Source organism: Amycolatopsis oliviviridis (assembly GCF_014654365.1).
In the GTDB taxonomy this organism is placed as follows: domain Bacteria; phylum Actinomycetota; class Actinomycetes; order Mycobacteriales; family Pseudonocardiaceae; genus Amycolatopsis; species Amycolatopsis oliviviridis.
Window position 1 is genome coordinate 439,272 of sequence record NZ_BNAY01000002.1, and the last position, 26,301, is coordinate 465,572.

A 26,301-nucleotide genomic window follows, 5' to 3' on the forward strand; every position below is an offset into this window, starting at 1 on the left:
TGAGACCGGTATGAAGGTCAAGTGGGAAACACGATGAAAATCGGGGAACTGAGCCGCCGCACGGGAGTCAACACTCACCAGCTGCGCTACTACGAAGCACAAGGCCTCCTGGAGGCGGAGCGCGCCACGAACGGCTACCGCGAGTACGACGAGAACGCCGTCCTGCGGGTGAAACAGATCCGGCACCTGCTCGCCGCGGGCCTGTCGTCCGAGGACATCGCGTACCTGCTGCCCTGCGCGATCGGCGAGGAGCCCGAGCTGATCGGCTGCCCCGAGTTGCTGGCCGCGATGCGCGAACGACTCGGCAAGCTCGACGAACAGCTGGACAGGATCATGCGGTCCCGCACCGCGCTCGCCGGGTACATCGACGCCGCCGAACAGACCGGCAAGAAGACCTACGAGCTCTTCGCCTGAGCCTTATTGACACCTTGTCAACGGAGCCTTACTTTCACGTCATGAGCGCGTACGCCGAAATCACCTACGAGGTCGCCGACCGCATCGCGACGGTCACGCTCAACCGGCCCGAGGCCCGCAACGGCTACACCATCCGCATGGCCGACGAACTCGGCGACGCGATGGACCGGGCCGACCGCGACGAAGACGTCCGCGTGGTGATCCTGACCGGCAACGGCAAGGACTTCTCGGTGGGCGCGGACCTCTCGCAAGGCGGTTTCGACTTCGATCCGGAGGCCGGGCCGGACGCGGCGTGGCAGGAGCCGGCGGGACGCTGCTCGAAACGCGTCTTCACGATGAACAAGCCGGTGATCGCGGCCCTGCGGGGCGCGGCCGTCGGCGGCGGCGTCACGATCACACTGTCGTGCGACTACCGCCTGGCGTCCACGGATTCCCGGTTCGGCTTCGTGTTCGTCCGCCGCGGCATCTATCCCGAAGGCGCGTCCGCCTGGTTCCTCCCCCGGCTCGTCGGGATGGGCACGGCACTCGACTGGATGATCAGCGGCCGTGTCTTCGGCGCGGACGAAGCGAAAAACGCCGGTCTGGTCCACAGTGTCCACGAGCCCGGCGAGGTGCTCGGCAAGGCCCGCGAACTGGCACTGGAGATCGCCGCGACCACGTCACCGGTCTCCGTCGCGGTGACCCGCCAGCTGCTGTACCGGATGGCGAGCGCCGCGTCGCCGTTCCCCGTGCACGAGCTGGACTCGCGGCTGATCGGCGGCCTGGGCTCCAGCCCGGACGCCGTCGAAGGGGTCCTGTCCTTCCTGCAGAAACGACCACCGGAGTTCTCCATGCGCGTCGACACCGATCAGCCCGACTACCTGCCGTGGCGGAACGCGTGACCGCCTATCCCCCGGAGCCGTGGCACCTGGCGGGCCAGGCGTACCTGTCGGTCTGGCGTGTCCCGGTGAACGAACTGCCCGCGCTGCCCGAAGGCGCCGAACCGGTCGTGGCGGGCGGCCGCGCTCAGGTGTTCACCGCCTGGATCGACTACCAGGAGCCCGGGCAGCTCCAGTACCACGAGCTGCTGGCGACCGTCGCCGTCCGCGGCAAACGCCTCTCCAGCTCCATCACCGACATCTGGGTCGACAGCGAGGTCTCGCTCGCCGGCGGCCGCGCGCTGTGGGGCATCCCCAAGGACCTCGCCACACTCGACTTCACCCACGGGCGGACGTTCACCGCCTCGGCGGCCACCCACGAGGACTGGATCGCGACGGCGGCCTTCACCGTCCGTCCGAGCCTCCCGGTGAAGATGCCCGCGGCCTTCGACGTCGTCCAGATGCTGGACGACCGTCTCAAAAGGAGCCCCGTCCGGGCGAAGGCGCGACCGCGGCCGGCGGCCGCGGACTGGCGGATCAACGAGCACGGGCCGATCGGTTTCCTGGCCGGTCAGCGGCCCGTCCTGAGCGCCTGCCTGCGCGATTTCACCCTCGTTTTCGGCGGCTGACCAGCCGCACAGCGTGATCGTCTAACCCGCCAGGGTGAGACCACGACACGCCACCCATTGGGGCACGTGCAGCCTCCGACCCCTACATGTAGTCTCTGGGAACCGGCACCGCCCAGCGACGGGGAGACCGCTCGGGAGCGGTGGTCGGGCAGCTTTGTGAACCTGCAGCGCACGGCCTTGTGAGGCCTTGTGGTGCTTCAACGCGCCTTCTTGGAGTGATGCATGTCAGTCGATACCGGTCAGCGGCCACCTTCGTCTTCGGACACCACGCCCGCGACCGTGCGGGTCATCCGGCGGGACGGCAGCGTGTCCCCCTTCGACGCGAACAAGATCTCGGTCGCCGTGACCAAGGCCTTCCTCGCCGTCGAGGGCGGTGACGCGGCCGCCTCGTCGCGGATCCACCATCTGGTCAAGGAACTGACCGAGCAGATCGAGACCACCCTGCTCCGCCACGCCGGTCCCGAGACCGCGCTGCACATCGAGCAGATCCAGGACATCGTCGAGCTCGCGCTGATGCGCGGCGAGCACCACAAGGTCGCCCGCGCGTATGTCCTGTACCGCGACGAGCGCGCGAAGGCCCGCGAGGCCGAGAAGCCCGCGTCGTCCGACGTCGCGATCAGCGTCAAGGCGGCCGACGGTTCGCTCCGCCCGCTCGACTGGGCCCGCGTCTCGCACGTGGTCGGCGAGGCCGTCTCCGGTCTGGAAGACGTCTCGGCCGAGCCGGTGCTGGCCGAGGCCAAGCGCAACCTCTACGACGGCATCAGCGCCGACGAACTCGCCCTCGCCCAGATCATGGCCGCGCGCGTGCTCGTCGAGCAGGAGCCGAACTACTCCTACGTCAGCGCCCGGCTGCTGGCGGACAAGCTCCGCGGCGAGGCGCTCAGCTACCTCGCGGGCGTGCCGCAGCAGGCCAGCCAAGACGAGATGACCACCCGGTACCCGCAGTACTTCCGGGACTACCTCAAGCGCGCCATCGAGCTGGAGCTGGTCAACCCGGAGCTGCAGACCTTCGATCTGGACAAGATCACCGCGGCGATCCACGCCGAGCGTGACCTCGACTTCGGCTTCCTCGGCCTGCAGACCCTGTACGACCGGTACTTCCAGCACCACAACGGCGTCCGCTTCGAGCTGCCGCAGGCGTTCTTCATGCGCGTGGCGATGGGCCTGGCCATCCGCGAGGACGACCGCGAAGCCCGCGCCATCGAGTTCTACGAGCTGCTCTCGTCGTTCCACTTCATGGCGTCCACGCCGACGCTGTTCAACTCGGGCACCACGCGCCCGCAGCTGTCGTCCTGCTTCCTGACCACCGTCGACGACGACCTGGACTCGATCTTCCAGGCGTACAAGAACAACGCGCTGCTGGCGAAGTACTCGGGCGGTCTCGGCAACGACTGGACCCCGGTCCGCGGCCTCGGCGCGCACATCAAGGGCACCAACGGCCAGTCGCAGGGTGTCGTGCCGTTCCTCAAGATCGCCAACGACACCGCCGTCGCGGTGAACCAGGGCGGCAAGCGCAAGGGCGCGGCCTGCGCGTACCTCGAGACCTGGCACGTGGACATCGAGGAATTCCTCGACCTGCGCAAGAACACCGGTGACGACCGTCGTCGTACGCACGACATGAACACCGCGAACTGGGTGCCGGACGAGTTCCTCCGCCGCGTCGAGGCCGACGCGCAGTGGACGCTGTTCTCGCCGAACGAGACCCCGGACCTGCACGACCTCTACGGCACCGCGTTCGCCGAGCGCTACCGCGAGTACGAGGCCGCCGCCGAACGCGGTGAGCTGAAGGTGTTCCGCAAGGTCCGCGCGGTCGACCTGTGGCGCCGCATGCTGACCATGCTGTTCGAGACCGGCCACCCGTGGATCACCTTCAAGGACCCGTGCAACCTGCGTTCGCCGCAGCAGCACGTGGGCGTCGTGCACTCGTCCAACCTGTGCACCGAGATCACCCTGAACACCACCACCGACGAGGTCGCCGTCTGCAACCTCGGCTCGGTGAACCTGCTCAAGCACGTGACCCCCGAGGGCATCGACGCGAAGCGCCTCGAGAAGACCGTGCGCACCGCCGTCCGCATGCTCGACAACGTGATCGACATCAACTTCTACACGATCCCGGAGGCGCGCCGCTCCAACCTGCGCCACCGCCCGATCGGGCTGGGCCTGATGGGCTTCCAGGACGCGCTGTTCGAGATCGGTGTCCCGCTGTCTTCGGAAGAGGCCGTCCAGTTCGCGGACCTCAGCATGGAGCACATCAGCTACTACGCGATCTCGGCCTCGACCGATCTCGCGGAGGAGCGCGGCCAGTACCAGACGTTCGAGGGTTCCTTGTGGAGCAAGGGAATCCTGCCGATCGACTCGATGCAGCTGCTGATCGACGCCCGCCAGGGCGACGCGCTCGACGTCGACACCTCGTCCACTTTGGACTGGGCGCCGCTGCGTGAGCGGGTCAAGACCGTCGGCATGCGCAACTCCAACGTGATGGCGATCGCGCCGACCGCGACGATCTCCAACATCGTGGGCGTCGGGCAGTCGATCGAGCCGCTGTTCCAGAACCTGTTCGTCAAGTCGAACATGTCCGGCGACTTCACCGTGGTGAACCCGCACCTGGTCCGCTCGCTCAAGGCGCGCGGGCTGTGGGACGAGGTCATGGTCTCGGACCTGAAGTACTTCGACGGCAGCCTCGGCCAGATCGACCGCGTGCCGGACGACCTGAAGGCGCTGTACGCGACCGCGTTCGAGATCGAGTCGAAGTGGCTCGTGGACGCCGGTTCGCGTCGTCAGAAGTGGATCGACCAGGCTCAGTCGCTGAACCTGTACATCGCGGCGCCCAGCGGCCGCAAGCTCGACGAGCTGTACCGCTACGCCTGGCACAAGGGCCTCAAGACCACGTACTACCTGCGGGCGCGGTCCGCGACGCACGTGGAGAAGAGCACCCTGCGCGGTACCGACGGCAAGCTGAACGCGGTGTCGGCCACCCCGGCCCCCGCCGCTCCCGCTTCGCCCAAGCCCGCCGCCGCTCCGGCGCCCGCGGCTTCGCCCGCGCCGTCGGCTTCCGCCGCGGTCTCGCCGTCGCCCGCCGCCGCGGTTCCGGCCGTGCCGGTGACCGCCCCGGCCGCGGCTCCCGCCGCCAAGCCGGAGCCGAAGGAGATTCCGCAGGTCTCGGACGTCGACTTCGTCGCCACCGACGGCGCCGCCTGCCGGATCGACGACCCCGACTGCGAAGCCTGCCAGTGACCTCCGGTCGTGAGTGGCGATTCGTGTTCCAACCCGAATCGCCACTCACGACCCATCCGACCACCTCGTGAAGTGAGCCGCTCTATGACCACCTTTGACTCCTCCACCGACGCCACCGGGCTCGGTGAGATCGAAGTCGGCGCTGCCCGCATCAACGTCGACGACAAGCGGATGATCAACGCCCGCGCCGACGTCAACCAGCTGCTGCCGATGAAGTACACCTGGGCGTGGGAGAAGTACCTCGCCGGCTGCAACAACCACTGGATGCCGACCGAGGTCGCCATGCAGGCCGACATCGCGCTGTGGAAGTCGCCCGACGGCCTCACCGAGGACGAGCGCACCATGCTCAAGCGCAACCTCGGCTTCTTCGCCACCGCGGAATCGCTGGTGGCCAACAACATCGTGCTCGCGGTGTACCGCCAGATCACCAACCCCGAATGCCGCCAGTACCTGCTGCGCCAGGCGTTCGAGGAGGCCGTGCACACGCACACCTTCCAGTACATCTGCGAGAGCCTCGGCCTGGTCGAGGGCGAGCTGTTCAACATGTACCGCGAGGTCCCGTCCATCTCGGAGAAGGACGCGTGGGCGCTCAAGTACACGCAGAACCTGGAGAACCCGGACTTCGAGACCGGCACCCCCGAGGCCGACCAGAACTTCCTGCGTGACCTGGTCGCGTTCTACGTGATCTTCGAAGGCATGTGGTTCTACACCGGCTTCGCGCAGATCCTCTCGCTCGGCCGCCGGAACAAGATGATCGGCATCGCCGAGCAGTACCAGTACATCCTGCGCGACGAGTCGATCCACCTGAACTTCGGCATCGACTGCATCAACCAGATCAAGATCGAGAACCCGCACCTGTGGACCGAGGAGTTCCAGGCGGAGATCCGCGGCATGCTGACCGAGGCCTGCGAGCTCGAAGTCGCCTATGCCCGCGACACCATGCCGCGCGGCATGCTCGGGCTGTCGGCCGAGCTGATCGAGCAGTACATGCACTTCATCACCGACCGGCGGGCGCAGCAGATCGGCCTCGCGCCGATCTTCGGCGAGACGGAGAACCCGTTCCCGTGGATGTCGGAGGCGATGGACCTCAAGAAGGAGAAGAACTTCTTCGAGACCCGCGTCATCGAGTACCAGTCCGGTGGCGCCCTCGACTGGGACTGACAGTCCATCCAGAAGTACATGAAGGCCCCCTTCCTTGCGCCTAGCGCAAGGAAGGGGGCCTTCATGTACTTCCGCGGCCGACCGGTTCAGGCCCGGGCGAAGTACGGTTCCGCCGCTTCCAAGCGCGGTACCGAGACACCCAACCGACGGGCTTCGGCCAAGGTGTCCCGGCAGACCTCACGCGGCTCCTCGGCGTCGGGGTCGGAGTGCGCCGTGACACTCACGCGCGCCACCTCGACATGCGCGGTCAGCCACGCGAGCACGGGGGCCGTCAGCCAGGTGGGCGCCTGGAACGGCAGCACACCGACCCGATGACGTCGCAGGTCAAGGCCGCGTGCCTCAAGGAGCGGCAGCAGCTCGCGGCCGGTCAGCAACCCCTCGCGCAGGGCCCCCGTCGCCCCGGCCAGCCGGGACAGGGAACCCCGCCGCAGGCCCTGTGAGAGGAGGCCGGCATCCGACGCGAAATGGACCCACAGCCAGCCACGGAAGTCGGGCCGCTCCTTGATCCGGAGCCCGGCCTCGCGGAACGCCTGGCGCGCGGCCCGCTCCCGCTCGGTCGGAGGCAGGCCGAGGGTGCCGAAGATGACCGAGGGCATCATCATCCCCCGGAGCACGCCGTCCGCGTCGAAACCGCCTCCGGCCTGGGGAAAGCCCCAGGCGATCCGGTCGAGGGGAAGGGGACCGATCGCGTCCGTCGGCTCGGCCCAGATGTTGCCGAAGACCAGCACCGTGGCCTTGCCGATCCGCGGGGCCAGGAAGGCCGTCGCCTCCGGGAGGCGGTGGTGCGACACGCTGAGCACGATCAGATCGAAGTCGTGGTCCGGCTCCAGTGTCTCGTGATAGCGGACCGGCCACTTCTCGACGACGCGCTGCCCCCGCACCCGGCGCCGCGTATCGAGCAGGTCGAGGTCCACCGTGTCCCCGTACTCCGCCGCGCGGCCCGGCCGGACGTAGAACTCGACGTCATGTCCCGCCTTTTGCAGGGCCCAGCCGTAGACGGTGGCGATCACGCCGCGGCCGAACATCAGGATCTTCAAGCTGCACCTCACGGGGTACGATTCGATGTGGAGATCATCTCCACTTCGAAAATATGGAGATGATCTCCATTTGTCAACGCGAGGGAGCGCATGACCGCCGACAAGCCGTTGCGGGCCGACGCCCGACGCAAGCGCGAGGCCCTGCTCGCCAAGGCCCGGGAGATCTTCCAGGCCGGATGCTTCTTCGAGCTGCGCTTCGATGACTTCGCCTGTCTGGCCGGCGTGGGCACCGGCACGCTTTACCGCCACTTCCCCACCAGGGAGGCACTGGCCGAAGCGGTCTACCACGGGGAAGTCGCCGCGCTGTCCGATCGCGCCCGCCAGCTGCAGGCCACGCTGCCCGCGGCGGAGGCCTTGGCGACCTTCCTCCGCGAAATGGTCGACCACATCGGTGCCCATGAAGGCCTGGCCCGGACGCTGGCCACGCTCATGGCCGATCGTTCAGGGGCTCTCGCCGAGGGCAGCCGAGCGTTGGAAGAGGCCGTCACCGCCCTGGTGGCCGCCGCCGTGCGGGACGGCGCCGTCCGCGACGACGTGGACGCCGGCGCCGTGATGATGGCTCTGCACGGCATAGGCGCGGCCCATGACCGCCCCGGGTGGCGGGCCGAGGCCGACGGCGTCATCACCCTCGTGCTGGACGGGCTGCGCCGCCCGCTCTGACTTTTCTCACATTCGAGCAGTCCCGTAGCGGGCCTCGGTACGCTCCGAGGTGCTACTGGTTCGCCCGGCCCTCCAGGCCGGGCGAGGTAACAGGGAACCCGGTGTGAATCCGGGACTGCCCCGCAGCGGTATGTGGGAACGAAAGCCGTCACCGTGCGAGACACGGTAAAGCACTGGGAATGGCTCCCGGGAAGCGACGGCCGGTAGGAGCGAGCGCGTCGCCCACGAGTCCGAAGACCTGCCCGTGGTACGCGCGCCGACGGCGTGCGTGAGTCCGAGCCTCGTGGGATGGGCACGACCGAACGGCGGTCACTCCTGCGCGCGCTCCGGGCTTTGACGACAAGCTCGCGAGGAGAGAGCTGTGACCGAAATCGGCACGACAGTGCTGGGCTACCCCCGGATCGGCCCGGACCGGGAACTGAAGCGTTCACTCGAACGCTACTGGGCGGGCAAGATCGACGAGGCCGGGCTGCTGGACACCGGCCGCGCGCTGCGTACCCGAAGCTGGCGGGAACTCAAGGACGCGGGCCTGGACTCCGTCCCGTCCAACACGTTCTCCCACTACGACCAGGTGCTCGACACCGCCGAGCTGTTCGGGGCGCTGCCGGAGCGCTTCACGGCACTCGGCCTTTCGCCGCTCGACACCTACTTCGCCGCCGCACGCGGGGTCCAGGACGCGCCGGCGATGGAGATGACCAAGTGGTTCGACACGAACTACCACTACATCGTCCCCGAACTCGGCCCGGACACGACGTTCTCGCTCACCGGCACCAAGCCGCTGGACGAGTACCGCGAGGCCCGCGCGATCGGCGTCGAGACGCGGCCGGTGCTCGTGGGCCCGGTGACGTTCCTGCTGCTCGCCAAGGCGGCCGAGGGCGCGCCGGAGGGTTTCCGCCCGCTGGAGCTGCTCGACAACCTTCTCGACGGCTATGTCGAACTGCTGCGCCGCCTGCACGACGAAGGCGTCGAGTGGGTCCAGCTCGACGAGCCCGCCTTCGCCGCGGACCGCACCGAAAAAGAGCTCAACGCGCTCATCCGCGCCTATCACCGGCTCGCGAAGGAGACCGCGCGGCCGAAGATCCTGGTCGCCGGGTACTTCGGCGGCCTCGGACGCGGTCTGGGGGTGCTCGCCCGCTCCCCGATCGAGGCCGTCGCCGTCGACCTCGTCACCGATGAGTCCTTTGTGGACGCCGTCGTGGCCGAACCCGCCTTGCGGGACAAGGAGGTTCTGGCCGGGGTCGTGGACGGGCGCAACGTCTGGCGCACCGACCCGGCCCGCGCGCTCGGCCGGGCGGCGACGCTGCTCGGCACCGCGAAGTCGGTCAGCGTCTCGACGTCGTGCTCGCTGCTGCACGTGCCCTACGACGTCGAGCGGGAAGACGGGCTCCACCCGCGCCTGAAGAGCTGGCTCGCCTTCGCCAAGCAGAAGGTCGACGAGGTCGTCCTGCTCGGGCGCGCGTTGAAGGAGGAGGGCGTCGACCTGTCGGCCGCCCGAGCGGCGGTCACGGACCGCGCCACGGCGGCCGACCTTGCCGACGCGAGCGTGCGCGCCCGGCTGGAGGCGCTGCGTCCGGAGGACACCGTCCGCTCCCCCTACGCCCGGCGCGCGGCGGCGCAGCAGGCCGCGCTGGACCTGCCGCCGTTGCCGAGCACGACGATCGGCTCGTTCCCGCAGACCACCGAGGTCCGCAAAGCCCGCGCCGCGCACAAGGCGGGCTCGCTGGACGACGCGGGCTACGAGGCCGCGATGAAGGCGGAGATCGAGCACGTCATCCGCTTGCAGGAGGACCTCGGCCTGGACGTCCTGGTGCACGGAGAACCCGAGCGCAACGACATGGTGCAGTACTTCGCCGAGCGGCTGGCCGGGTTCGCCGCCACCGACTTCGGCTGGGTGCAGTCCTACGGTTCGCGGTGCGTGCGGCCGCCGATCCTGTACGGCGACGTCTCGCGTCCGGAGCCGATGACCGTCGCTTGGGCGCGCTACGCGCAGAGCCTGACCGGCAAACCCGTCAAGGGGATGCTGACCGGCCCGGTGACGATCCTGGCGTGGTCGTTCGTCCGCGACGACCAGCCGCTGGGCGAGACCGCCCGTCAGGTGGCGCTGGCCATCCGCGACGAGGTGCACGACCTGCAGGACGCGGGCATCCGCGTCATCCAGGTGGACGAGCCGGCGCTGCGGGAACTGCTCCCCCTGCGCGCCGGGGCGCACGAGGCGTACTTCGCCTGGGCGGTCTCGTCGTTCCGCCTGGCGACGTCCGGCATCTCCGACGCGACGCAGATCCACACGCATATGTGCTATTCGGAGTTCGGTGAGGTGGTCAAGGCGATCGACGCGCTCGACGCCGACGTCACCAGCATCGAGGCCGCGCGATCGAAGATGGAGGTCGTCACGGATCTCGGCGCGGCGGGCTTCGGGCGCGGCGTCGGACCCGGCGTGTACGACATCCACTCGCCGCGCGTCCCCGACGTCGACGAGGTCAGCGGGCTGCTGCGGACCGCCGTCGGCGCCGTGCCCGCCGAGCGGATCTGGGTCAATCCGGACTGCGGCCTGAAGACCCGCGGCTACGCCGAGGTCGAACCGGCGCTGCGGAACCTGGTCGCGGCCGCCCAGGCGGTCCGGGCCGAACTCGGCTGACGTCGCGTGAAGGCCCCCTTCCCTCGGCTGAGCCGAGGGAAGGGGGCCTTCACGCGCACCCGAGGTATTGTCAGAACGTCAATAAGGGTGCGATGGTGGAGCGGTAACCGGTCTCAACGGGGAGATGGTCACCATGGCGAACGCCGTCGAAAGGGTCACCGGGGCGCTGCGCGAGCGGGTTCCGCCGCTCACCTCGATCCCCCTGCCTCGTTCGGTGGACCGGCGCTGGCTCGGCGCGACCTGGCCGGTCCGCGAACTCGCGCCCGCCCCGCCGGGCCTCAAACCCGTCCTCGGCGACGAAGGCCCGCCGGTCATCGGGCACGCGCTGGACTTCATGCGCTTCGGCATCGACTTCGGTCTCAAACGCTACGAGACCTACGGCCCGGTGTCGTGGATGGGCGCGTTCGGCCGCCGCATCGTCGCCCTCTCCGGGCCGGAGGCCACTCAGATCGCGTTGGTGAACAAGGACAAGGCCTTCTCCCAGGAGGGCTGGAAGTTCTTCATCGAGCAGTTCTTCGACCGCGGCCTGATGCTGCTCGATTTCGGCGAGCACCATCTGCACCGCCGGATCATGCAGACGGCGTTCACCCGGCAGCGGCTCACCGGTTACGTCGATCAGATGGGGCCGGCTCTGCGCGACGGCGTCGCCGCGTGGACGGACCGGCCGAACCCGCGGATCTACTGGTCCCTCAAGCAACTCACGCTCGACGTCGCGACGCGCGTGTTCATGGGCATGCGGTCCGGTGACGACGCGGCCGCGATCAACCGCGCGTTCGTGAACTCCGTGCGCGCGGGCACGGCCATCGTGCGGTTCCCCGTTCCCGGCGGCCGCTGGGCCGCGGGTTTGCACGGCCGCAAGGTCCTCGAACGCTACTTCGCGGCGAATCTGCCCGCGAAACGGGCGAGCGACGGCGACGACCTCTTCGCCGCCTTGTGCCAGGCCACCACCGAGGACGGCGACCGCTTCACCGACTCCGACGTCGTCAACCACATGATCTTCCTGATGATGGCGGCGCACGACACGTCGACGATCACCAGCGCCGCCGCCGTCTACCACCTCGCCAAGAACCCCGATTGGCAGGAACGCGCGCGGCAGGAATCCCTCGCGCTCGGCGACGACGTGCCGGACATCGAGGCGCTGGAATCCCTGACGACGCTGGACCTGGTGATCAAGGAATCCCTGCGCCTGGTGGCCCCGGTGCCTTCTCTGGCAAGGAAAACAGTGAAGGACACCGAGGTTCTCGGGCACTTCATCCCCGAAGGTACGCTGGTCGGGGTTTCGCCCACCGTCAATCATTTCGCGCCGGAGCACTGGACCGATCCGAGGCGTTTCGACCCTGACCGCTTCGGCGAAGAACGCCGCGAGGACAAGTCGCACCGCTACGCGTGGATGCCGTTCGGCGGCGGCGCGCACAAGTGCATCGGCCTGCATTTCGGGACGTTCGAAGTGAAAGCGCTGCTCCACGAGATGCTGCGCGCGTATCGATGGTCGGTCCCGGAGGACTACACCGCTCGCTGGGACTACGTCTCCCTGCCCGTTCCCGCGGACGGTCTGCCGATCCGGCTGGCGGCGCGCTGAGGCCGGTCAACGGACAACCACTATCGAGCACTCTTGGTAACTTCCGGTCACCACTCGTGTAGTAGCGATCACCCTTTCAGCCGGTAGACACCCCGGATCGCGCGTGATGGCGTGGCACTACACCCGGTCGGCTCATACCCAGTGTGGGCCCATGCGCTCGGACACCCGGTCTGAGCTGGCCATTAACCGCGCATGAAGAGGTGAAGTGTGCCCGAGCCTGGTTCCGAGCCAGGGTTGGTGGACGTCGCTCGGAGATGGGCCGCGACGCTCGCTGACACTAAAGGAGTATCGCTTCCCCAGGAGCAACTCGAAGAGTTCTTGCTCGGCGTCGCTCAGGACGCCGTCCGGACCGAGCCCGACCACGAGCCCGCCCGGATGCGCTTCACCAAGCTCTATTCCGCCTCCCCCATCGGGATAGCGCTCGCCGACGCCGACGGCAAGATCGTCGAGGCGAACACCGCGCTCGGCAAACTCCTCGGCTGCCGCCCCGTGGCGCTGCGCGGCCGGACCATCCCCGAACTCGGCTCCGCCGAGCACGACGTCGCCCGGCTCCGGAACGGGCTCTCCCAGCTCATGACGCTCGGCCAGCAGACCCAGCAGGAACGCCTGCTGCTGAACCACAGCGAAGAAGGCACGCTCTGGGTCGACGTGACCCTCACCGACCTTCCCGGTGACCGGCCCGGCTCGGCGTACCCGGTGCTGATGGTCGCCGACGCCAACGAGATCCACCTGCTGCAGGAACAGCTGCTGCACCAGAACGTGCACGACGCGCTGACCGGCCTGCCGAACGCCACCGCGTTCGGGAACGCCCTCGAAACCGCGCTGGCCGGGCCGGGCGGCGAGCAGGTCGCGCTCGTCTACCTCGACGTCGACGGCTTCAAGGTGATCAACGACGGTCTCGGCGCCGGTGTCGGCGACCAGGTGCTGCGCGGGGTCGCGAACAAGCTGAAGTCCGTGTTCACCGGCAGCTACAACGGTTCCGTCGCCCGGCTGTCCGGCGACGGGTTCGCGGTCCTGCTGCGCGGCGAGTTCACCTCGCCCCAGGTGATCGCGCTGGTCGAGCAGGCGCTGGACGAACTGGTCGAGCCGATCTACCTCGGCGGGCACGGCATCGGGGTCAGCGCGAGCGCCGGCATCGTCGTCCGCCCGGTCGCCGACGGCGGACCGGAAGACCTGCTCCGGGCCGCGGAGATCGCGCTGCACCGCGCCAAGGAGGCGGGCAAGGCGCAGTGGATGCTGTTCGACCCCGAACTCGACGCGCGCGACCGCGGCCGGTACCAGCTCGGCGCGGTCATCGCGGGCGCGCTGGAGAACGGCGAGTTCTCGCTGATCTACCAGCCGACGGTGAAGCTCGCGAACCCGGACCAGCTGGCCGCGGTCAACGCCGGGCTGCGCTGGACCCATCCGGAGAAGGGCGAGCTGGACTCCGACGAGTTCTATCCGCTCGCGCAGATCACCGGGATGACCATCCCGCTCGGCCGGTGGCTGCTGGCGGAATCGCTCGCCGCCACCGCGCGCTGGCGGAACCGGTTCGGCGACGCGGCGCCGGACGTCTGCGTGCGGCTGCCGAAGCGGCTGGCCATCGATCCCGATCTGGTGCTGCTGGTCAAGGAACAGCTCGACCGGCACTGCCTGCCCGCGCACGCGCTGCGGCTGTGCACCGACCGCGAGTCCGTGCTCGACGCGGGAGGCGAGGTGCTGGACTCCTTCGCCGTACTGGCCGATCTGGGCGCCCAGCTGGTGCTGACGATCTCCGGTTCGGCCGATCTGGAGCTGATCCCCCAGCACGGCCTGCCGGTCCGCCACGTCATCCTGTCCGGCGCGGTGATCGACGCGCTGGCCGATGGCGAGCACGAGGCCGACGTCCGTCACCTGTGCCAGCTGGTCACCAGGGCCAAGGAGCTGAAACTGCGCATCGGCGCGGAAGGCGTCCGCAGCCACGAACAGGCCGAACGGCTGCGGCGGTACGGCGTGCTCGCGGCGCGCGGTTCGTTCGTCGCCGATTCCGCGACCGGGGACGAGGTCGACGAGCTCATCGAACGGCACGCCCACTGAGGTGGCAGGATCCACCCATGGACCAAGGTGACATCGCCCCGGACTTCACCCTGCCCGACGACAAGGGCGAGGAGCGCACGCTGTCGGACTTCCTCTCGTCCGGCCCGGTCGTGCTGTTCTTCTACCCCGCCGCGATGACGAGCGGCTGCACCGCCGAAAGCTGCCACTTCCGCGATCTGGCCGCGGAGTTCGCCGAAGTCGGCGCGCACCGCGTCGGCATCAGCCCGGACGCCGTCGCCAAACAGCAGGAGTTCTCGGCCAAACACGGCTTCGACTACCCACTGCTGTCCGATGTGGACGGTGTGGTGGCCAAACAGTTCGGCGTCTGGCGCAAATTCAGCCCGCTGCACGCCAAGCGGCACACGTTCGTCATCGACACCGACCGCAAGGTGCTCGAAGTGATCAAGAGCGAACTGAAGTTCACCGTGCACGCCGACAAGGCGCTCGCGGCCCTGCGCGGACGCAAGACTAAGGACGCTTGAGCCGCCAGATCCGGTTGACGCCCGCGCAGGCGGGGGCGAGCGGCGGTTCGGCGGCCTCGTCGCCGGTCAGCGTGAACCCCAGCCGCGCGGGCACGGCGCCGCTCGCGACGTTGTTCTCGTCGTGCCGGATCTCGACCTCCGGCGCGCCGAGGCGGAAGGCCTCGTCGGCCAGCAACCTGGCGGCCCTCGTCACCAGGCCGCGGCCGGTGTGACGGCGGCTGAGCCAGTAGCCGATCTCGATCCGGTCCGGATGGGTGATCATGCCCGAGCCGCCGACGACCTCACCGCCGGCGAAGATCGCGAAGTCGTAGGTCTTGCCATCGGCCCAGTTCTTCGCGGTGTTCTCCAGAAACTCGGCGGCCTCGTCGCGGCCGTAGCCGCGGGTGGCCCAGCTCATCCAGGCGCCGAGATGCTCCGCGGAATCCCCCGCGACGGCGGTCAGGGTTTCGAGCTGCTCCGGCTTCCAGCGGCGCAGCACGACGACGTCGTCGGCGAGGGTCTCGGCAGGCGCTTCCATCGGCCCATGGTGACTCGCCGTCGCCTTGAGCGCCTCCGATTTTCGGGCGCCGGACGGGCCACGCGGATGTCATGAAAGGGGCGTTCAGGACGTTTTTCGTCCTGAACGCCCCTTTCATGACATCTGGCAGCCCGCGGGGTCCATCAGGACAGGATGACGCTGTCCGGGACCTCCGTGTCGTTCTTCAGGGCGTCGAACAGCAGCTTCGACTTCGTCTTGTCCCAGTTCTCCGCCGAGCCGCTGGTCACCGGCACCGTCGTGGTGACGACGCCGCCCGACGAGATCCCGCGCATCGCCAGCGCGAGCCCCACCAGGTTGTGCACGTGGTCGCCGGTGTCCATGGTCAGCGCGTCGGGCGCGGTCGACAGCAGCGGGAACAGCGAGAACGGGTTCAGCAGCGTGCCGGGGCTGCCGATTTCGCTGACCAGCGCGCCGATGAACTTCCGCTGGTTGGCGACGCGGTCGAGGTCCGAACGCGGGGTGGCCGCGCTGTGCCGCATGCGGACGAACCCGAGCGCCTGCGGACCCTGGAGATCCTGGCAGCCCGGTTCGATCTTGATCCCCGTCATGGTGTCTTCCATCGGCTTCTCGACACACATGTTGACCCCGCCGATCGCGTCCACGATCTTGGCGAACCCACCGAAGCCGATCTCGGCGTAGTGGTCGATCCGCAGGCCGGTGGCGCCTTCGACGGTCTTCGCGAGCAGCGTCGGGCCACCGATCGCGAACGCCGAGTTGATCTTGTTCTTGCCGTGCCCCGGGATGCTCACCTGAGAGTCGCGCGGAAGGCTCAGCAGCGTCGGCTTGGTGCTGTTGTCCGGGACGTGCGCGACCATGATGGTGTCGGTCCGCTTGCCACCGGCCTCGTTGCCGGAACCGGTGACCAGTTTCTCCTGCTCCTCGGGCGTCAGCCCGTCCCGGCTGTCGGAGCCCACGATCAGCCAGTTGGTTCCCTCGGCGGCGACGGGACGGCCGGCGTAGTCGGCCAGCGCGTCGACGCGGTTGATGGAGAACTCCAGGTACACCCACACACCGGCGAGGAACACCACGAACACGGTGAGCAACGTCAGCAGCACCTTGCCGAAACCCCAGCGCTTGCGTCGCCGCGGCGGGCGCGCGTCGTCCATCGGGCGGCCCTGCGGGGGCTCCGGACGGCGTGGTGGCGGGCCGGCGGGGCGTTCGGCGCCCCCGTGCCCCATGGGCGTCGTCCGCTCGTCGTACGGGCTGCTCCCGCGACCCGGCAGCGGCATCATCTGCGCGGGCTGATGCCGCCGGGGGCGGCCGGACGGCGGCCGCTGTGGCGGCATCCGTCGCCCCCGGTCGTCGCCTCCATAGGTCATGCCGAATCACCCGTCCCGATTTCGCGTGTAGGGCCCAGTCAACCGCAGACCCTAGGTGAAGGACGTCCGGCACCCCGCATCGGTTGGGTGGCGTTCACTGTCCGTTTTCGGCGAATCCGAACTGGTGGACCTTGAGATACCCCGAACGGAACCCCGCTTCGGAGTACGCCAGGTAGAACTCCCACATCCGTTTGAAGACGTCGTCGAAGCCCAATTCGGTGATCTCGTCCCACCGCCGAGTGAACGTCTCCCGCCACAACCGCAGCGTGCGGGCGTAATCCTGGCCGAACTCGCGCACCCCCTGCAGTCTCAGCCGCGCGTGCTCCAGCAGGCCCTGCTCCACCGAGGTGGTCGACGGGATGAGCCCGCCGGGGAAGATGTACTTGTGCACCCAGGTGTAGGACCGGGCCGCGGCGAGCATGCGCTCGTGGTCCATGGTGATGGCCTGGAGCCCGAGCCTGCCGCCCGGCTTCAGCCGCTTGCCGATGGTCTCGTAGAACGTGGGCCAGTAGGACTCGCCGACCGCCTCGATCATCTCGACGCTGACCACGGCGTCGTACTCGCCGGTGGAGTCGCGGTAGTCGCACAGCCGGACGTCGACGCGGTCGGCGAAGCCCGCCGCCGCGATGCGCTCGGTCGCCAGCTTCGCCTGCTCCTCGGAGATGGTCAGTGAGGTGACCCGGGCCCCGCGCGCGGCGGCGCGGATCGCGAGTTCGCCCCAGCCGGTGCCGATCTCGAGCACGGTGCTGCCGTCGCGGACCCCGGCGTAGTCGAGGACGCTGTCGATCTTGCGGTGCTGGGCGGTGGTGAGGTCGTCGTCTGGCCCGAACAACGCCGACGAGTACATCATCGACGGGTCCAGGAAGGCGCCGAACAGTTCGTTGGACAGGTCGTAGTGACGGTGGATGTTCGCCCGCGACCCTTCGATGGTGTTCTCCTCGTCCGCGGGGTGGCCGCGGTCGACGAACCGGCGGAACCGTTGCAGCAGCGGCGGGATGAGCGTCGCCATCCGCTCCGCGAACGGGGTCAGCACCTCGGCGAGCGCGTCGCTCGTCCAGTCGCCGACCATGTAGGCCTCGCCGAACCCGATCTTCGCGTCCACGCCGAGGCGGTGGAAGAAGGCGGCGGGGCGGTTGAGCCGCATTTCGGGCGCGTCCGGGCCGCCTGCGCCCAGCTGCGAGCCGTCGGGCATGCGCACGCGGACGTTCAGCGGGCGCACCGCCTGCCGGAACAACTGCTCCGCGATCCGCGCCCGGAACGGGGAATGCGGCGGGGTGGCCAATCCCGGCCACCGGGTTTCGTCAGGGGTGGGCAGGTCGGCCGGACCCGCCGTCCGATCGACGCTCGATGTGGACATAGGTGCTCCCTCCCACCCGGTCTAGACCGGGATCCGCAGCCGCTCGGAGCTCGGCCGATCCCAGGCCGCGCTCACCGTTTCGTCAGTTCCACCGGCTTCGATCAGCTCGAGTGTGAAAGCCCGTACGAGACGGTTCCAGACGCGCGACCTTCGTAGCATCGCGTGCCCTTCGCCGCCGATTTCAAACCGCGCGGACCGCGATGTCACCTTTTCGGCACGTTCCGCGAAAGCGTGTGACGCCACCGGATCGGTCATCCGGTCCTTGGTCCCGTGTGCGATGAGCACGACGCGACCGTCGACGGCACCGATGGGTTCACCCGGTGGTGTCCACGGTGCCAGTGCGCAGACTCCGATGACAGCCGGATCGTCGGCGACACGCAAGGCGACCCGCCCGCCCATCGAATGGCCGACGAGGACCACCGGCACTCCAGGGTGGTCTTCACGGATGCGTTCCAGGGCCCAGCGCGCGTCGGCGAGCGCGTCGGTGCCGTGGTCGTTCCAGCCGTAGATCCGGTTGCGCAGGAGCCGTACCTCGACGCCGTGCTCACGGCCCGCCCGGTGGACCTCCTTCGCCAGCGGCACCATCCGCTGGTACGCCAGCCGCCAGGGCGCCACGCGGGCATGACTGTGCTCGGCGCCGCCGTGCAGCACCAGCACCACGGCTTTCACCTGGCCGCGTACTCGCCATGTCCGCACCGCGGGATCAGCCTCGCTCACCCTGGGCCCTCCAGTCTCCGAATCCCCGGCCACAGCGATCGGGTCAACCTCGATCATGACCCGATGTATTCCACTTCTGCCATTGGTCCACGCGATACATTCGTCGCTGATCTTCAGACGGAAGGGCGGATGTGGTGAGCACCACCGAACGTTATGCAGACGTCGCCGAACGGCTCGCGGAGGCCGAACGGGGTAACGCGGAGCAGATCCGGAAGTCGGCCGAGCTGATCCTGGGGGTCATCCGGGCCGACGCCCTGGTGTTCACCGCCGGGGCCGGGCACTCGCTGGCCGCGGTCGCCGAGACCTTCTATCGCGCGGGCGGGCTCGCCTGCGTGTACCCGGTTTACCACCCCGAACTGCTGCCGCTGCACGGCGCGCAGCACAGCACCAAGACCGAGCGCCGCTCCGGGCTCGCCGAAGAGGTGCTGGCCGAACGCGCGCCGGGGCCGGACGACCTGCTGGTGGTGTTCTCGACCTCGGGCGTCAACCCGTATCCGGTCGAGCTGGCCGCCGGGGCGCGGGCGCGCGGCGCGTCGGTCATCGCGGTGAGTTCGGCCGCGTCCGTGGCCGCGGCGCCGAAGCGCGCGGCGACGACGCTGATCGAAGAGGCGAGCATCGTGCTCGACTCCCACGTCCGGCCCGGCGATTCGAGCTACCCGCCGGACGCGCCGCGGACCGCGCCACTGTCCACAGTGATCAACGCGTTCCTGTGGAACCTCGTCCTCGCCGAGGTCGTGGACCTCGGCGCGGCACAGGGCGTCGACATCCCGCTGTGGCGCAGTTCCAACGTGGACGGTGGCGACGAGGCCAACGCCGCGCTGCTGGCCAAGTACGGCGCGCGGGTTCCCGCTCTCCGGTAGCGGTCGCCGCGCGGACGAGCCTCTTGACTCGTCCGCGCGGCACTCCTACGGTCACATACCGACTGGTCGGTGTCTCGCGGGAGGTCCGTGCCCATGACCGAGATCCACGGCGAATGCGCGGCGGGCTTCGAGCCCGTCCGGGCCGCCTTCGAGGAGAACTTCGCCGAGCGCGACGAGATCGGCGCCGCGTTCTCGGTGACCCGGCACGGTGAGACCGTGGTCGATCTCTGGGCGGGCTGGGCGGATCCGGACCGGACGACGCCGTGGCGGGCGGACACGCTCACCAACGTCTGGTCGACCACCAAGGGCATGACCGCGATCTGCGCCCACCACCTCGCCGACGCCGGTCTGCTCGACCTCGACGCGCCTGTCGCGGAGTATTGGCCCGAGTTCGCGGCGGCGGGCAAACAGGACATCCCGGTGCGCTGGCTGCTCTCGCACCGCTCCGGGGTGACCGGGATCGGCCCGGAGCGGCCGGTGGCGGTCGAGGAGCTCTACGACTGGGACCACCTCACCGGCCTGCTCGCCGCGCAGGCGCCGCTCTTCGAACCCGGCACGGTCAGCGGCTACCACGCACTGTCGTTCGGCTTCCTCGTCGGCGAGGTGATCCGCCGGGTGAGCGGGCTCGACGTCCGCGCGTACTTCGCGAAGCACGTCGCCGGTCCGCTGGACGCCGACTTCCGGATCGGCCTGGACACCGACGCCGACCTGGCGCGCTGTTCCACCCTCGTCGAACCGGTGCTCAGCGCCGAGACGGCGAGCGCGCTGGCACAGGCCTTCGCCAGCGCCGGCCCGCCCGCCCTCGCGGCACTGGGGAACCCGCGCGTCCAAGGGCGGGACTCCAACGACCCCGCGTGGCGGCGCGCGATCCTGCCCGCCCTCAACGGACACGGCACCGCGCGGGCCATCGCGACGATCTACGGCGCGCTCGCCTCCGGACGGCTGCTGTCGGACGCCGCGCTCGCGACCGCCCGAGCGGGGCAGGGCCGCGAGGTCGACGTCGTCGGCGGGCTGGGCACCGAATGGGCGCTGGGGTTCTACCTCGGCAGCGAGGAACGCGGTTTCGGGCCGAACCCGCGGGCGTTCGGGCACGACGGGTTCGGCGGCTCGTCCGGCGGCGCGGATCCCGAGAGCGGGATCGCGTTCGGCTACACGATGAACCGGATGGGCTCCTTGCTGCGGGACGATCCGCGGAAGATGGCGCTGGTGAACGCGACCTTCTCCTCGCCCGCCCTCGCCTGACCCTCGCCCTCGCGCGCGCTATGAAGGACGCTTTCATAGCAAAATTTGCCATGAAAGCGTCCTTCATAGCGTTTCCGGAGTCACGCGGCCGCGGGCTCCTCCGAGAACTGCGTCAGGTACAGAGTCGCGTAGCGCCCTTCCAGTGCCAGAAGTTCCTCGTGCGTCCCCCGCTCGACGATCTCCCCGTGCTCGATCACCAGGATCTGGTCCGCCGCCCGGACCGTCGACAGCCGGTGCGCGATGACGAGCGCGGTCCGCCCGTCCAGCGCGTCGGTCAGCGCCTCGCCCACGGCCGCCTCGGACTGCGAGTCCAGATGCGCGGTCGCCTCGTCGAGGATGACGACCCGCGGCTGCGCCAGCAGGAGCCGGGCGATGGTCAGTCGCTGCCGTTCGCCGCCGGAGAGCCGGTAGCCTCGCTCCCCCACCACGGTCTCCAGCCCGTCCGGCAGGCCCCGGATCAGCTCGGCCAGCCGGGCGCGGTCCAGCGCCGACCAGATCTCGGCGTCGGTGACGCCGGGCCGCGCGTATTCGAGGTTCGCCCGGATCGTGTCGTGGAAGAGATGTCCGTCCTGAGTGACCACACCGACGGTGTCCCGCAGCGAGGCGGAACTCAGCTCACGAACGTCCACATCGGACAGCTTGACCGACCCGGCGTCGACGTCGTAGAGGCGCGGCAGCAGCGAGGCGATCGTCGACTTGCCCGCACCGGAGGACCCGACCAGGGCGATCATCTGCCCGGGTTCGGCACGGAAGCTGATGCCGTGCAACACTTCTTCCCCACCTCGGTGATCCAAAGTGGACACGTCCTCCAGCGACGCCAGCGAGTACCGGTCCGCCGCGGGGTAGCCGAACCGGACGCCGTCGAACTCCACCGAAACCGGGCCTTCGGGAACGCGGCCGGGGTCAGGCTTCTCTTCGATCATCGGCTTGAGGTCCAGCACCTCGAAGACCCGCTCGAACGACACCAGCGCGGTCATCACGTCCACCCGGACGTTCGCCAGCGCGGTCAGCGGCGAGTACAGCCTGGTCAGCAGCAACGCCAGCGCCACGACGGTGCCCGGCGCGAGCGCCCCGGTCAGCGCGAGGTACCCGCCGAGGCCGTAGACCAGGGCCTGCGCGAGCGCGGAGACCGTGGTCAGGCTGGTCAGGAACCAGCGGGTCAGCATCGCCGTCCGCACCCCGATGTCGCGTACCCGTCCGGCCCGCGCGCCGAATTCGCCCGCCTCCCGGCCGGGGTCGCCGAAGAGTTTCACCAGCGTCGCGCCCGGCGCGGAGAACCGTTCGGTCATCTGTGTGGTCATCGCCGCGTTGAGCTGACCGGCCTCCCGCTGCAACCCGGCCATCCGCCGCCCGAGCCGCCGTGTCGGCAGGATGAACACCGGCAGCAGCACCAGTGCGAGCAAGGTGACCTGCCAGGACAGGGTCACCATGACCACCAGCGAAAGCGCCAGCTGGATCACGTTGGTGACCAAACCGGACAGTGTCGCGGTGAAGGTGCGCTGCGCGCCGATGACGTCGTTGTTGAGCCTGCTCACCAGCGCGCCGGTGCGGGTGCGGGTGAAGAACGCGACCGGCATCCGCTGCACGTGCCGGTACACCGCGAGCCGGAGGTCGAGGATGATCCCCTCGCCGATCCTCGACGACTGGGCCCGTTCCGCCAGCCCGAGTCCGGCGTCGAGCAGCGCCAGCGCCGCGATCACCACGGCCAGCCACACCACCACGGACACGTCGTGCCCGCCGACGATCGCGTCGACCACCTTCCCGGCCAGCACCGGTGTGCTCACCGCGAGGACCGCCGAGACGACGGTGAGCACCAGGAATATCAGCAACCTTCGCCAATGCGGCCTGGCGAACCTCGCGACGCGGCGGAGCGTGCCCTTGTGCAGCCCCTTCGGAACGTCGGCGGACTTCATCGCCGAGTTCATCAGCGTCCACGTGTTGTCCATGAGAACCCTCTCTTCGCCCCCAAAACCTCGATATTAGTCGAGAGTTTTCCCGGATATAAGCATCACCAACACCGCAGCACACCAGATGCTTCCCGGTTTCCGCGTCCTCTTTCCGGCGGAGCGGGCAGCGTCGGTAGCCTGAGTCGGTGACCAAGGATCCGGACCGGCGACGACTGACCATCGACTTGGTCTTCTACACGGGCTGCCTGATCTTCGCCGTCGTGAACACGGCCGTCGCGGAGTTCTACGGCTATCGCGTGTGGGCGAACTTCGCCGTGGCGGGTTACGGCCTCGCCGTGGTCCACACCTCCTGGCTGACGATCGCCGCCCGGCGCGGCAAGCCGCCGGCCGGAGCGCTCGGTTCGCGGTGGATCGGTATCGGCGCCATCGGACTGTTCGCAATGATCCTTCCGTTGGGAATGCTCGTCATTCGCCGTCTGACGGGAGTGGACTGGCTCGTCACGCCGATCTCGTGGGCCGCCCAGCCCGAGGTCTGGGTGATCGAGCGGTCGGCGAAACTCCTGCTGGAGAACGGAACCCCGTACGTCGACGTCACCGCGCTCGGTCGCGCGGTGGAAGTAAACGATTACACCCCTTACGGCCCGGTCATGACCGTCTTCGGCCTGCCGCGTGCGCTCTTCGGCGGCGGCCCGGTCGCGAACGCCCTCACCGACGCGCGCTGGATGTTCGCCCTGGCGGCCGTCGCGTGTGTACTGCTGACGCTGCGACTGCTGAAGTGGCCGAAGATCCCGGTCAGCGCGGCCCAGCTCGCCCTCGCCTGCCCGCTGACCGCGTTGACCTGGGCGGTGGCGGGACCGGACCTGGCCATCGTCGGCCTGCTGGTGCTGTCCTTCGCACTGGCCGCGACCGGCCGCGCCGTCCTGTCCGGCCTGATGCTGGCCCTGGTGATCAGCGCGAAACTCATCGTCGCGCCCGCGGTGGTGGTACTGGGTGTCCTGCTGATCACGCGGCGTGGCCCTCGCGCACTGGGCGGCTTCGCCGCGGCACTCGTGGTGACGACCCTCGTCCTGCACGTCCCGGTCTATCTCGTGGACCCGAAGGCGTTCGTCGAGCACGTCTTCCGGTTCCCGATGGGAATCGGCGCGATCAAGTCTCCGGCGGCGAGCCCGTTGCCGGGTCGTCTCATCGCCTCACTGGGCCCGGTGGGCACGGCGGTTTCCTTCGCCCTGCTCGGCATCGCGGCCGTCGTGATCCTCGTCTGGCTGGTGCGCCGCCCTCCCGCGACCGGATCGGACGCGCTGACACGCATGGCTGTCGGGCTCGTCGCGCTGATCCTGCTCACTCCGGCGACGAGATACGGATACCTGGTGTATCCGCTGGTCCTGCTCGGTGCCAGGCTGGTCTTCCTGTCTGCTGAAACCCGTGAAACAGCGGTCCCGGGAAAGGGAACTGCGCCCCCCGCGCAGCAGTCCGCTACTTCTTCGTGACTACTTCTTCTTGACCCTGGTGGCACCGCCACGCCCGCGCAGCTGGACGCCGGACTCCGAGAGGACCCGGTGCACGAATCCGTACGAGCGACCCGTGGACTCCGCCAGAGCGCGGATGCTCGAGCCCTTCTCGTATTTCTTCTTCAGGTCAGCGGCCAGCTTGTCACGCGTGTTGCCGGTGATCCGCGCGCCTTTCTTGAGATCAGCCACGTCGATCGCCTTCCCGCCGAGAGTGTTCTGGGCCACATAACGGCCCCTGTCGCCGCAATGATCGAACACTGAGCGCCGGAATGCCAGACGACGAGCGCAAAACTGCTGAAACCGCGATCACATTGGGCCATTTCAGTGGCCGGATGGCATCGATCAAGCACCCGAACGGACGCAGACCTCACGCAAGCTGGACAAGTTCCAGATAATCCGCAGACCAATGGTCTTCGGTTCCGTCCGGCAACAGGATCACGCGTTCCGGCTCCAGAGCCTCGACAGCACCCGGGTCGTGCGTCACCAGGACGACGGCTCCGGAGAAGCTGCGCAAAGCGTCCAGGACCTGCGCACGACTGGCCGGATCCAGGTTGTTCGTCGGCTCGTCGAGCAGCAAAACGTTGGCAGCGCTGGACACCAGCCCGGCGAGCGCGAGCCGCGTCTTCTCGCCGCCGGAAAGCGTGCCGGCGGGCTGATCGAGCTGCTCGCCGGTGAAGAGGAACGACCCGAGAAGGTTCCGGAGCTCTTGCGCTCCCGTGTCCGGCGCGAGATGACGGATATTTTCCCACACGGACGCGTCGTGGTCGAGTGTTTCATGTTCCTGTGCGTAATAGCCCAAACGCAATCCGTGACCTGGAATGGTCTCGCCGGTATCCGGAGTTTCCATTCCGCCGAGCAGCCGGAGCAAAGTCGTCTTTCCGGCACCGTTCAATCCGAGTACGACAACCTTCGAACCGCGGTCGATGGCGAGGTCGACTCCGGTGAAGATCTCGAGCGAGCCGTAGGACTTCGAAAGCCCCTCCGCGGTGAGCGGGGTCCGGCCGCACGGGGCGGGCTCGGGGAACTTGATCCGGGCGACCTTGTCGGCCTGGCGGGTCTCGTCGAGCGCGGAGAGCATCTGCTCGGCGCGGCGGGCCATGTTCTTGGCGGCCACCGCCTTCGTCGCCTTGGCACCGAGTTTCGCGGCCTGCTGCTGCAGCGCGGACGCCTTCTTCTCGGCGTTCGCGCGCTCGCGGCGGCGGCGCTTCTCGTCGGTGGCGCGCGCGTCGAGGTAGCGCTGCCAGCCCATGTTGTACAGGTCGAGCTCGCCGCGGGTCGCGTCGAGGAACCACACCTTGTTGACCACGTCGGCGAGCAGTTCGACGTCGTGGCTGATGACCACGAGACCGCCGTCGTGCTGCTTCAGGAAGCCACGGAGCCAGGTGATGGAGTCGGCGTCGAGGTGGTTGGTGGGCTCGTCGAGGAGCAGGATCGTCTCGGACTTGCCGCCCGCGCCCGCTTCGGCGGCGGCGAACAGGATCCGCGCCAGCTCCACGCGGCGGCGCTGACCACCCGAGAGCGTCTGCAGCGTCTGCGCGAGCACCCTGTCGGCGAGACCGAGGTTGGAACAGATCCGCGCGGCCTCGCTCTCGGCCGCGTAACCACCGAGAGAGGCGAAGCGCTCTTCGAGACGGCTGTAGCGGTTGACCGCCTTGTCGCGTTCCTTCTCGTCCACCAGCTCCGACATCGCGTTCTGCGCTTTTTCCATGTTGCGCAGCAAGGAGTCGAGGCCACGCGCGGAGAGCACGCGGTCCTTCGCGGTGACGGACAGGTCGCCTTCGCGCGGGTCCTGCGGCAGGTAGCCGAGTTCACCGCTGCGGCGGACCTCGCCGGCGTACGGCTCGCCTTCCCCCGCCAGGACCTTGAGCGAGGTGGTCTTGCCGGCGCCGTTGCGGCCGACCAGACCGATGCGGTCGCCCTGCTGGATGCGGACGTTGGTGTCGTCGAGCAGAATGCGCGAACCAGCGCGCAGCTGCAGGCCAGAGGCCGTGATCACGGGAACTCCCGGTAAAAGGGGGTGGATGAGCGGACAGCTTCGACTCGCCGGGCGAGGCCGGCGAGGAGCTACTCCAAGAGGATGTCCACGCGATCAGTGTACGGGCCGATGTCG

At 68.8% G+C, this 26,301-nt stretch carries 21 protein-coding genes and 1 riboswitch; of the genes, 13 read left to right on the forward strand and 8 right to left on the reverse strand.

The annotated features are described in order from the left end of the window. Window positions 1–33: 33 nt before the first annotated feature. The 5 genes from IE302_RS09185 (at window position 34) to IE302_RS09205 (ending at window position 6,295) form a co-directional block, all read left to right on the forward strand. Entirely contained in the window at window positions 34–414 is a 381-nt protein-coding gene (locus IE302_RS09185) for a MerR family transcriptional regulator (protein WP_191253789.1), read from the forward strand. Window positions 415–455: 41 nt separating this feature from the next. Continuing rightward, window positions 456–1,295 carry an enoyl-CoA hydratase-related protein gene (locus IE302_RS09190; RefSeq protein ID WP_191253790.1) on the forward strand — a complete coding sequence of 280 codons (840 nt, stop codon included), beginning with the start codon at window positions 456–458 and terminating at the stop codon, window positions 1,293–1,295. Next, entirely contained in the window at window positions 1,292–1,900 is a 609-nt protein-coding gene (locus IE302_RS09195) for an acetoacetate decarboxylase family protein (protein WP_191253791.1), read from the forward strand. Before IE302_RS09190 ends, IE302_RS09195 begins: the two co-directional genes overlap by 4 nt. 222 nt (window positions 1,901–2,122) lie before the next feature. Next, window positions 2,123–5,134 carry a ribonucleoside-diphosphate reductase subunit alpha gene (locus tag IE302_RS09200; protein ID WP_191253792.1) on the forward strand — a complete coding sequence of 1,004 codons (3,012 nt, stop codon included), beginning with the start codon at window positions 2,123–2,125 and terminating at the stop codon, window positions 5,132–5,134. A gap of 72 nt (window positions 5,135–5,206) precedes the next feature. Beyond that, complete coding sequence (locus tag IE302_RS09205; RefSeq protein WP_268246744.1) at window positions 5,207–6,295, forward strand: ribonucleotide-diphosphate reductase subunit beta; 1,089 nt, start codon at window positions 5,207–5,209, stop codon at window positions 6,293–6,295. A gap of 86 nt (window positions 6,296–6,381) precedes the next feature. Here the strand turns inward: IE302_RS09205 and IE302_RS09210 are convergent, their stop codons facing one another. After that, on the reverse strand, window positions 6,382–7,332 hold the full coding sequence (locus tag IE302_RS09210) for a ketopantoate reductase family protein (RefSeq protein ID WP_191253794.1): 951 nt from the start codon (window positions 7,330–7,332) through the stop codon (window positions 6,382–6,384). 90 nt (window positions 7,333–7,422) lie between these two features. Here IE302_RS09210 and IE302_RS09215 point away from each other — a divergent pair, with 90 nt between their 5' ends. The 5 genes from IE302_RS09215 to IE302_RS09235 all read left to right on the forward strand — a co-directional run bounded on the left by IE302_RS09215 (window position 7,423) and on the right by IE302_RS09235 (window position 14,743). Next, complete coding sequence (locus IE302_RS09215) at window positions 7,423–7,992, forward strand: TetR/AcrR family transcriptional regulator (RefSeq protein WP_191253795.1); 570 nt, start codon at window positions 7,423–7,425, stop codon at window positions 7,990–7,992. 39 nt (window positions 7,993–8,031) lie between these two features. Next, a riboswitch (cobalamin riboswitch) is annotated at window positions 8,032–8,252 on the forward strand. Window positions 8,253–8,353: 101 nt separating this feature from the next. Then, window positions 8,354–10,627 (forward strand): 5-methyltetrahydropteroyltriglutamate--homocysteine S-methyltransferase, encoded by a 2,274-nt coding sequence (metE, locus tag IE302_RS09220; RefSeq protein WP_191253797.1) that lies wholly within the window; start codon window positions 8,354–8,356, stop codon window positions 10,625–10,627. Window positions 10,628–10,760: 133 nt separating this feature from the next. Then, window positions 10,761–12,206 (forward strand): cytochrome P450, encoded by a 1,446-nt coding sequence (locus IE302_RS09225; protein WP_191253805.1) that lies wholly within the window; start codon window positions 10,761–10,763, stop codon window positions 12,204–12,206. A gap of 375 nt (window positions 12,207–12,581) precedes the next feature. Then, on the forward strand, window positions 12,582–14,261 hold the full coding sequence (locus IE302_RS09230; protein WP_229907742.1) for a diguanylate cyclase domain-containing protein: 1,680 nt from the start codon (window positions 12,582–12,584) through the stop codon (window positions 14,259–14,261). A gap of 17 nt (window positions 14,262–14,278) precedes the next feature. After that, entirely contained in the window at window positions 14,279–14,743 is a 465-nt protein-coding gene (locus IE302_RS09235) for a peroxiredoxin (protein WP_191253807.1), read from the forward strand. Here IE302_RS09235 and IE302_RS09240 read toward each other — a convergent pair. From IE302_RS09240 to IE302_RS09255, 4 genes are all read right to left on the reverse strand, one after another. Further along, window positions 14,730–15,260 carry a GNAT family N-acetyltransferase gene (locus IE302_RS09240; RefSeq protein ID WP_191253809.1) on the reverse strand — a complete coding sequence of 177 codons (531 nt, stop codon included), beginning with the start codon at window positions 15,258–15,260 and terminating at the stop codon, window positions 14,730–14,732. The two genes, IE302_RS09235 and IE302_RS09240, sit on opposite strands and share 14 nt — an antisense overlap. Window positions 15,261–15,403: 143 nt before the next feature. After that, window positions 15,404–16,600: an LCP family protein gene (locus IE302_RS09245; RefSeq protein WP_191253811.1), complete on the reverse strand. Its 1,197-nt coding sequence runs from the start codon at window positions 16,598–16,600 to the stop codon at window positions 15,404–15,406. A 94-nt stretch (window positions 16,601–16,694) separates the two neighbouring features. Beyond that, on the reverse strand, window positions 16,695–17,957 hold the full coding sequence (locus tag IE302_RS09250; protein ID WP_191253813.1) for an SAM-dependent methyltransferase: 1,263 nt from the start codon (window positions 17,955–17,957) through the stop codon (window positions 16,695–16,697). 21 nt (window positions 17,958–17,978) lie between these two features. Then, window positions 17,979–18,674: an alpha/beta hydrolase gene (locus tag IE302_RS09255; protein WP_191253815.1), complete on the reverse strand. Its 696-nt coding sequence runs from the start codon at window positions 18,672–18,674 to the stop codon at window positions 17,979–17,981. Window positions 18,675–18,805: 131 nt separating this feature from the next. On the opposite strand from IE302_RS09255, the gene IE302_RS09260 reads away from it, so the two are divergent. Beyond that, window positions 18,806–19,534 carry a sugar isomerase domain-containing protein gene (locus IE302_RS09260; RefSeq protein ID WP_005152167.1) on the forward strand — a complete coding sequence of 243 codons (729 nt, stop codon included), beginning with the start codon at window positions 18,806–18,808 and terminating at the stop codon, window positions 19,532–19,534. A 93-nt stretch (window positions 19,535–19,627) separates the two neighbouring features. Then, the gene (locus tag IE302_RS09265) at window positions 19,628–20,776 is read left to right on the forward strand and encodes a serine hydrolase domain-containing protein (protein ID WP_191253817.1); all 1,149 of its coding nucleotides are present in this window, start codon (window positions 19,628–19,630) and stop codon (window positions 20,774–20,776) included. Window positions 20,777–20,856: 80 nt separating this feature from the next. On the opposite strand, the gene IE302_RS09270 is transcribed toward IE302_RS09265, so the two are convergent. Continuing rightward, window positions 20,857–22,722 (reverse strand): ABC transporter ATP-binding protein, encoded by a 1,866-nt coding sequence (locus IE302_RS09270; RefSeq protein ID WP_191253819.1) that lies wholly within the window; start codon window positions 22,720–22,722, stop codon window positions 20,857–20,859. Window positions 22,723–22,868: 146 nt separating this feature from the next. Between IE302_RS09270 and IE302_RS09275 the strand changes: the two genes are divergently transcribed. Next, window positions 22,869–24,170, forward strand: a complete 1,302-nt coding sequence (locus tag IE302_RS09275; RefSeq protein WP_191253821.1) for a glycosyltransferase family 87 protein — start codon at window positions 22,869–22,871, stop codon at window positions 24,168–24,170. Here the strand turns inward: IE302_RS09275 and IE302_RS09280 are convergent, their stop codons facing one another. Together IE302_RS09280 and IE302_RS09285 are read right to left on the reverse strand one after the other, a co-directional pair. Then, window positions 24,171–24,380 (reverse strand): helix-turn-helix domain-containing protein, encoded by a 210-nt coding sequence (locus IE302_RS09280; RefSeq protein ID WP_003071237.1) that lies wholly within the window; start codon window positions 24,378–24,380, stop codon window positions 24,171–24,173. 178 nt (window positions 24,381–24,558) lie between these two features. Next, complete coding sequence (locus tag IE302_RS09285) at window positions 24,559–26,187, reverse strand: ABC-F family ATP-binding cassette domain-containing protein (RefSeq protein ID WP_191253823.1); 1,629 nt, start codon at window positions 26,185–26,187, stop codon at window positions 24,559–24,561. Window positions 26,188–26,301 lie beyond the last annotated feature (114 nt).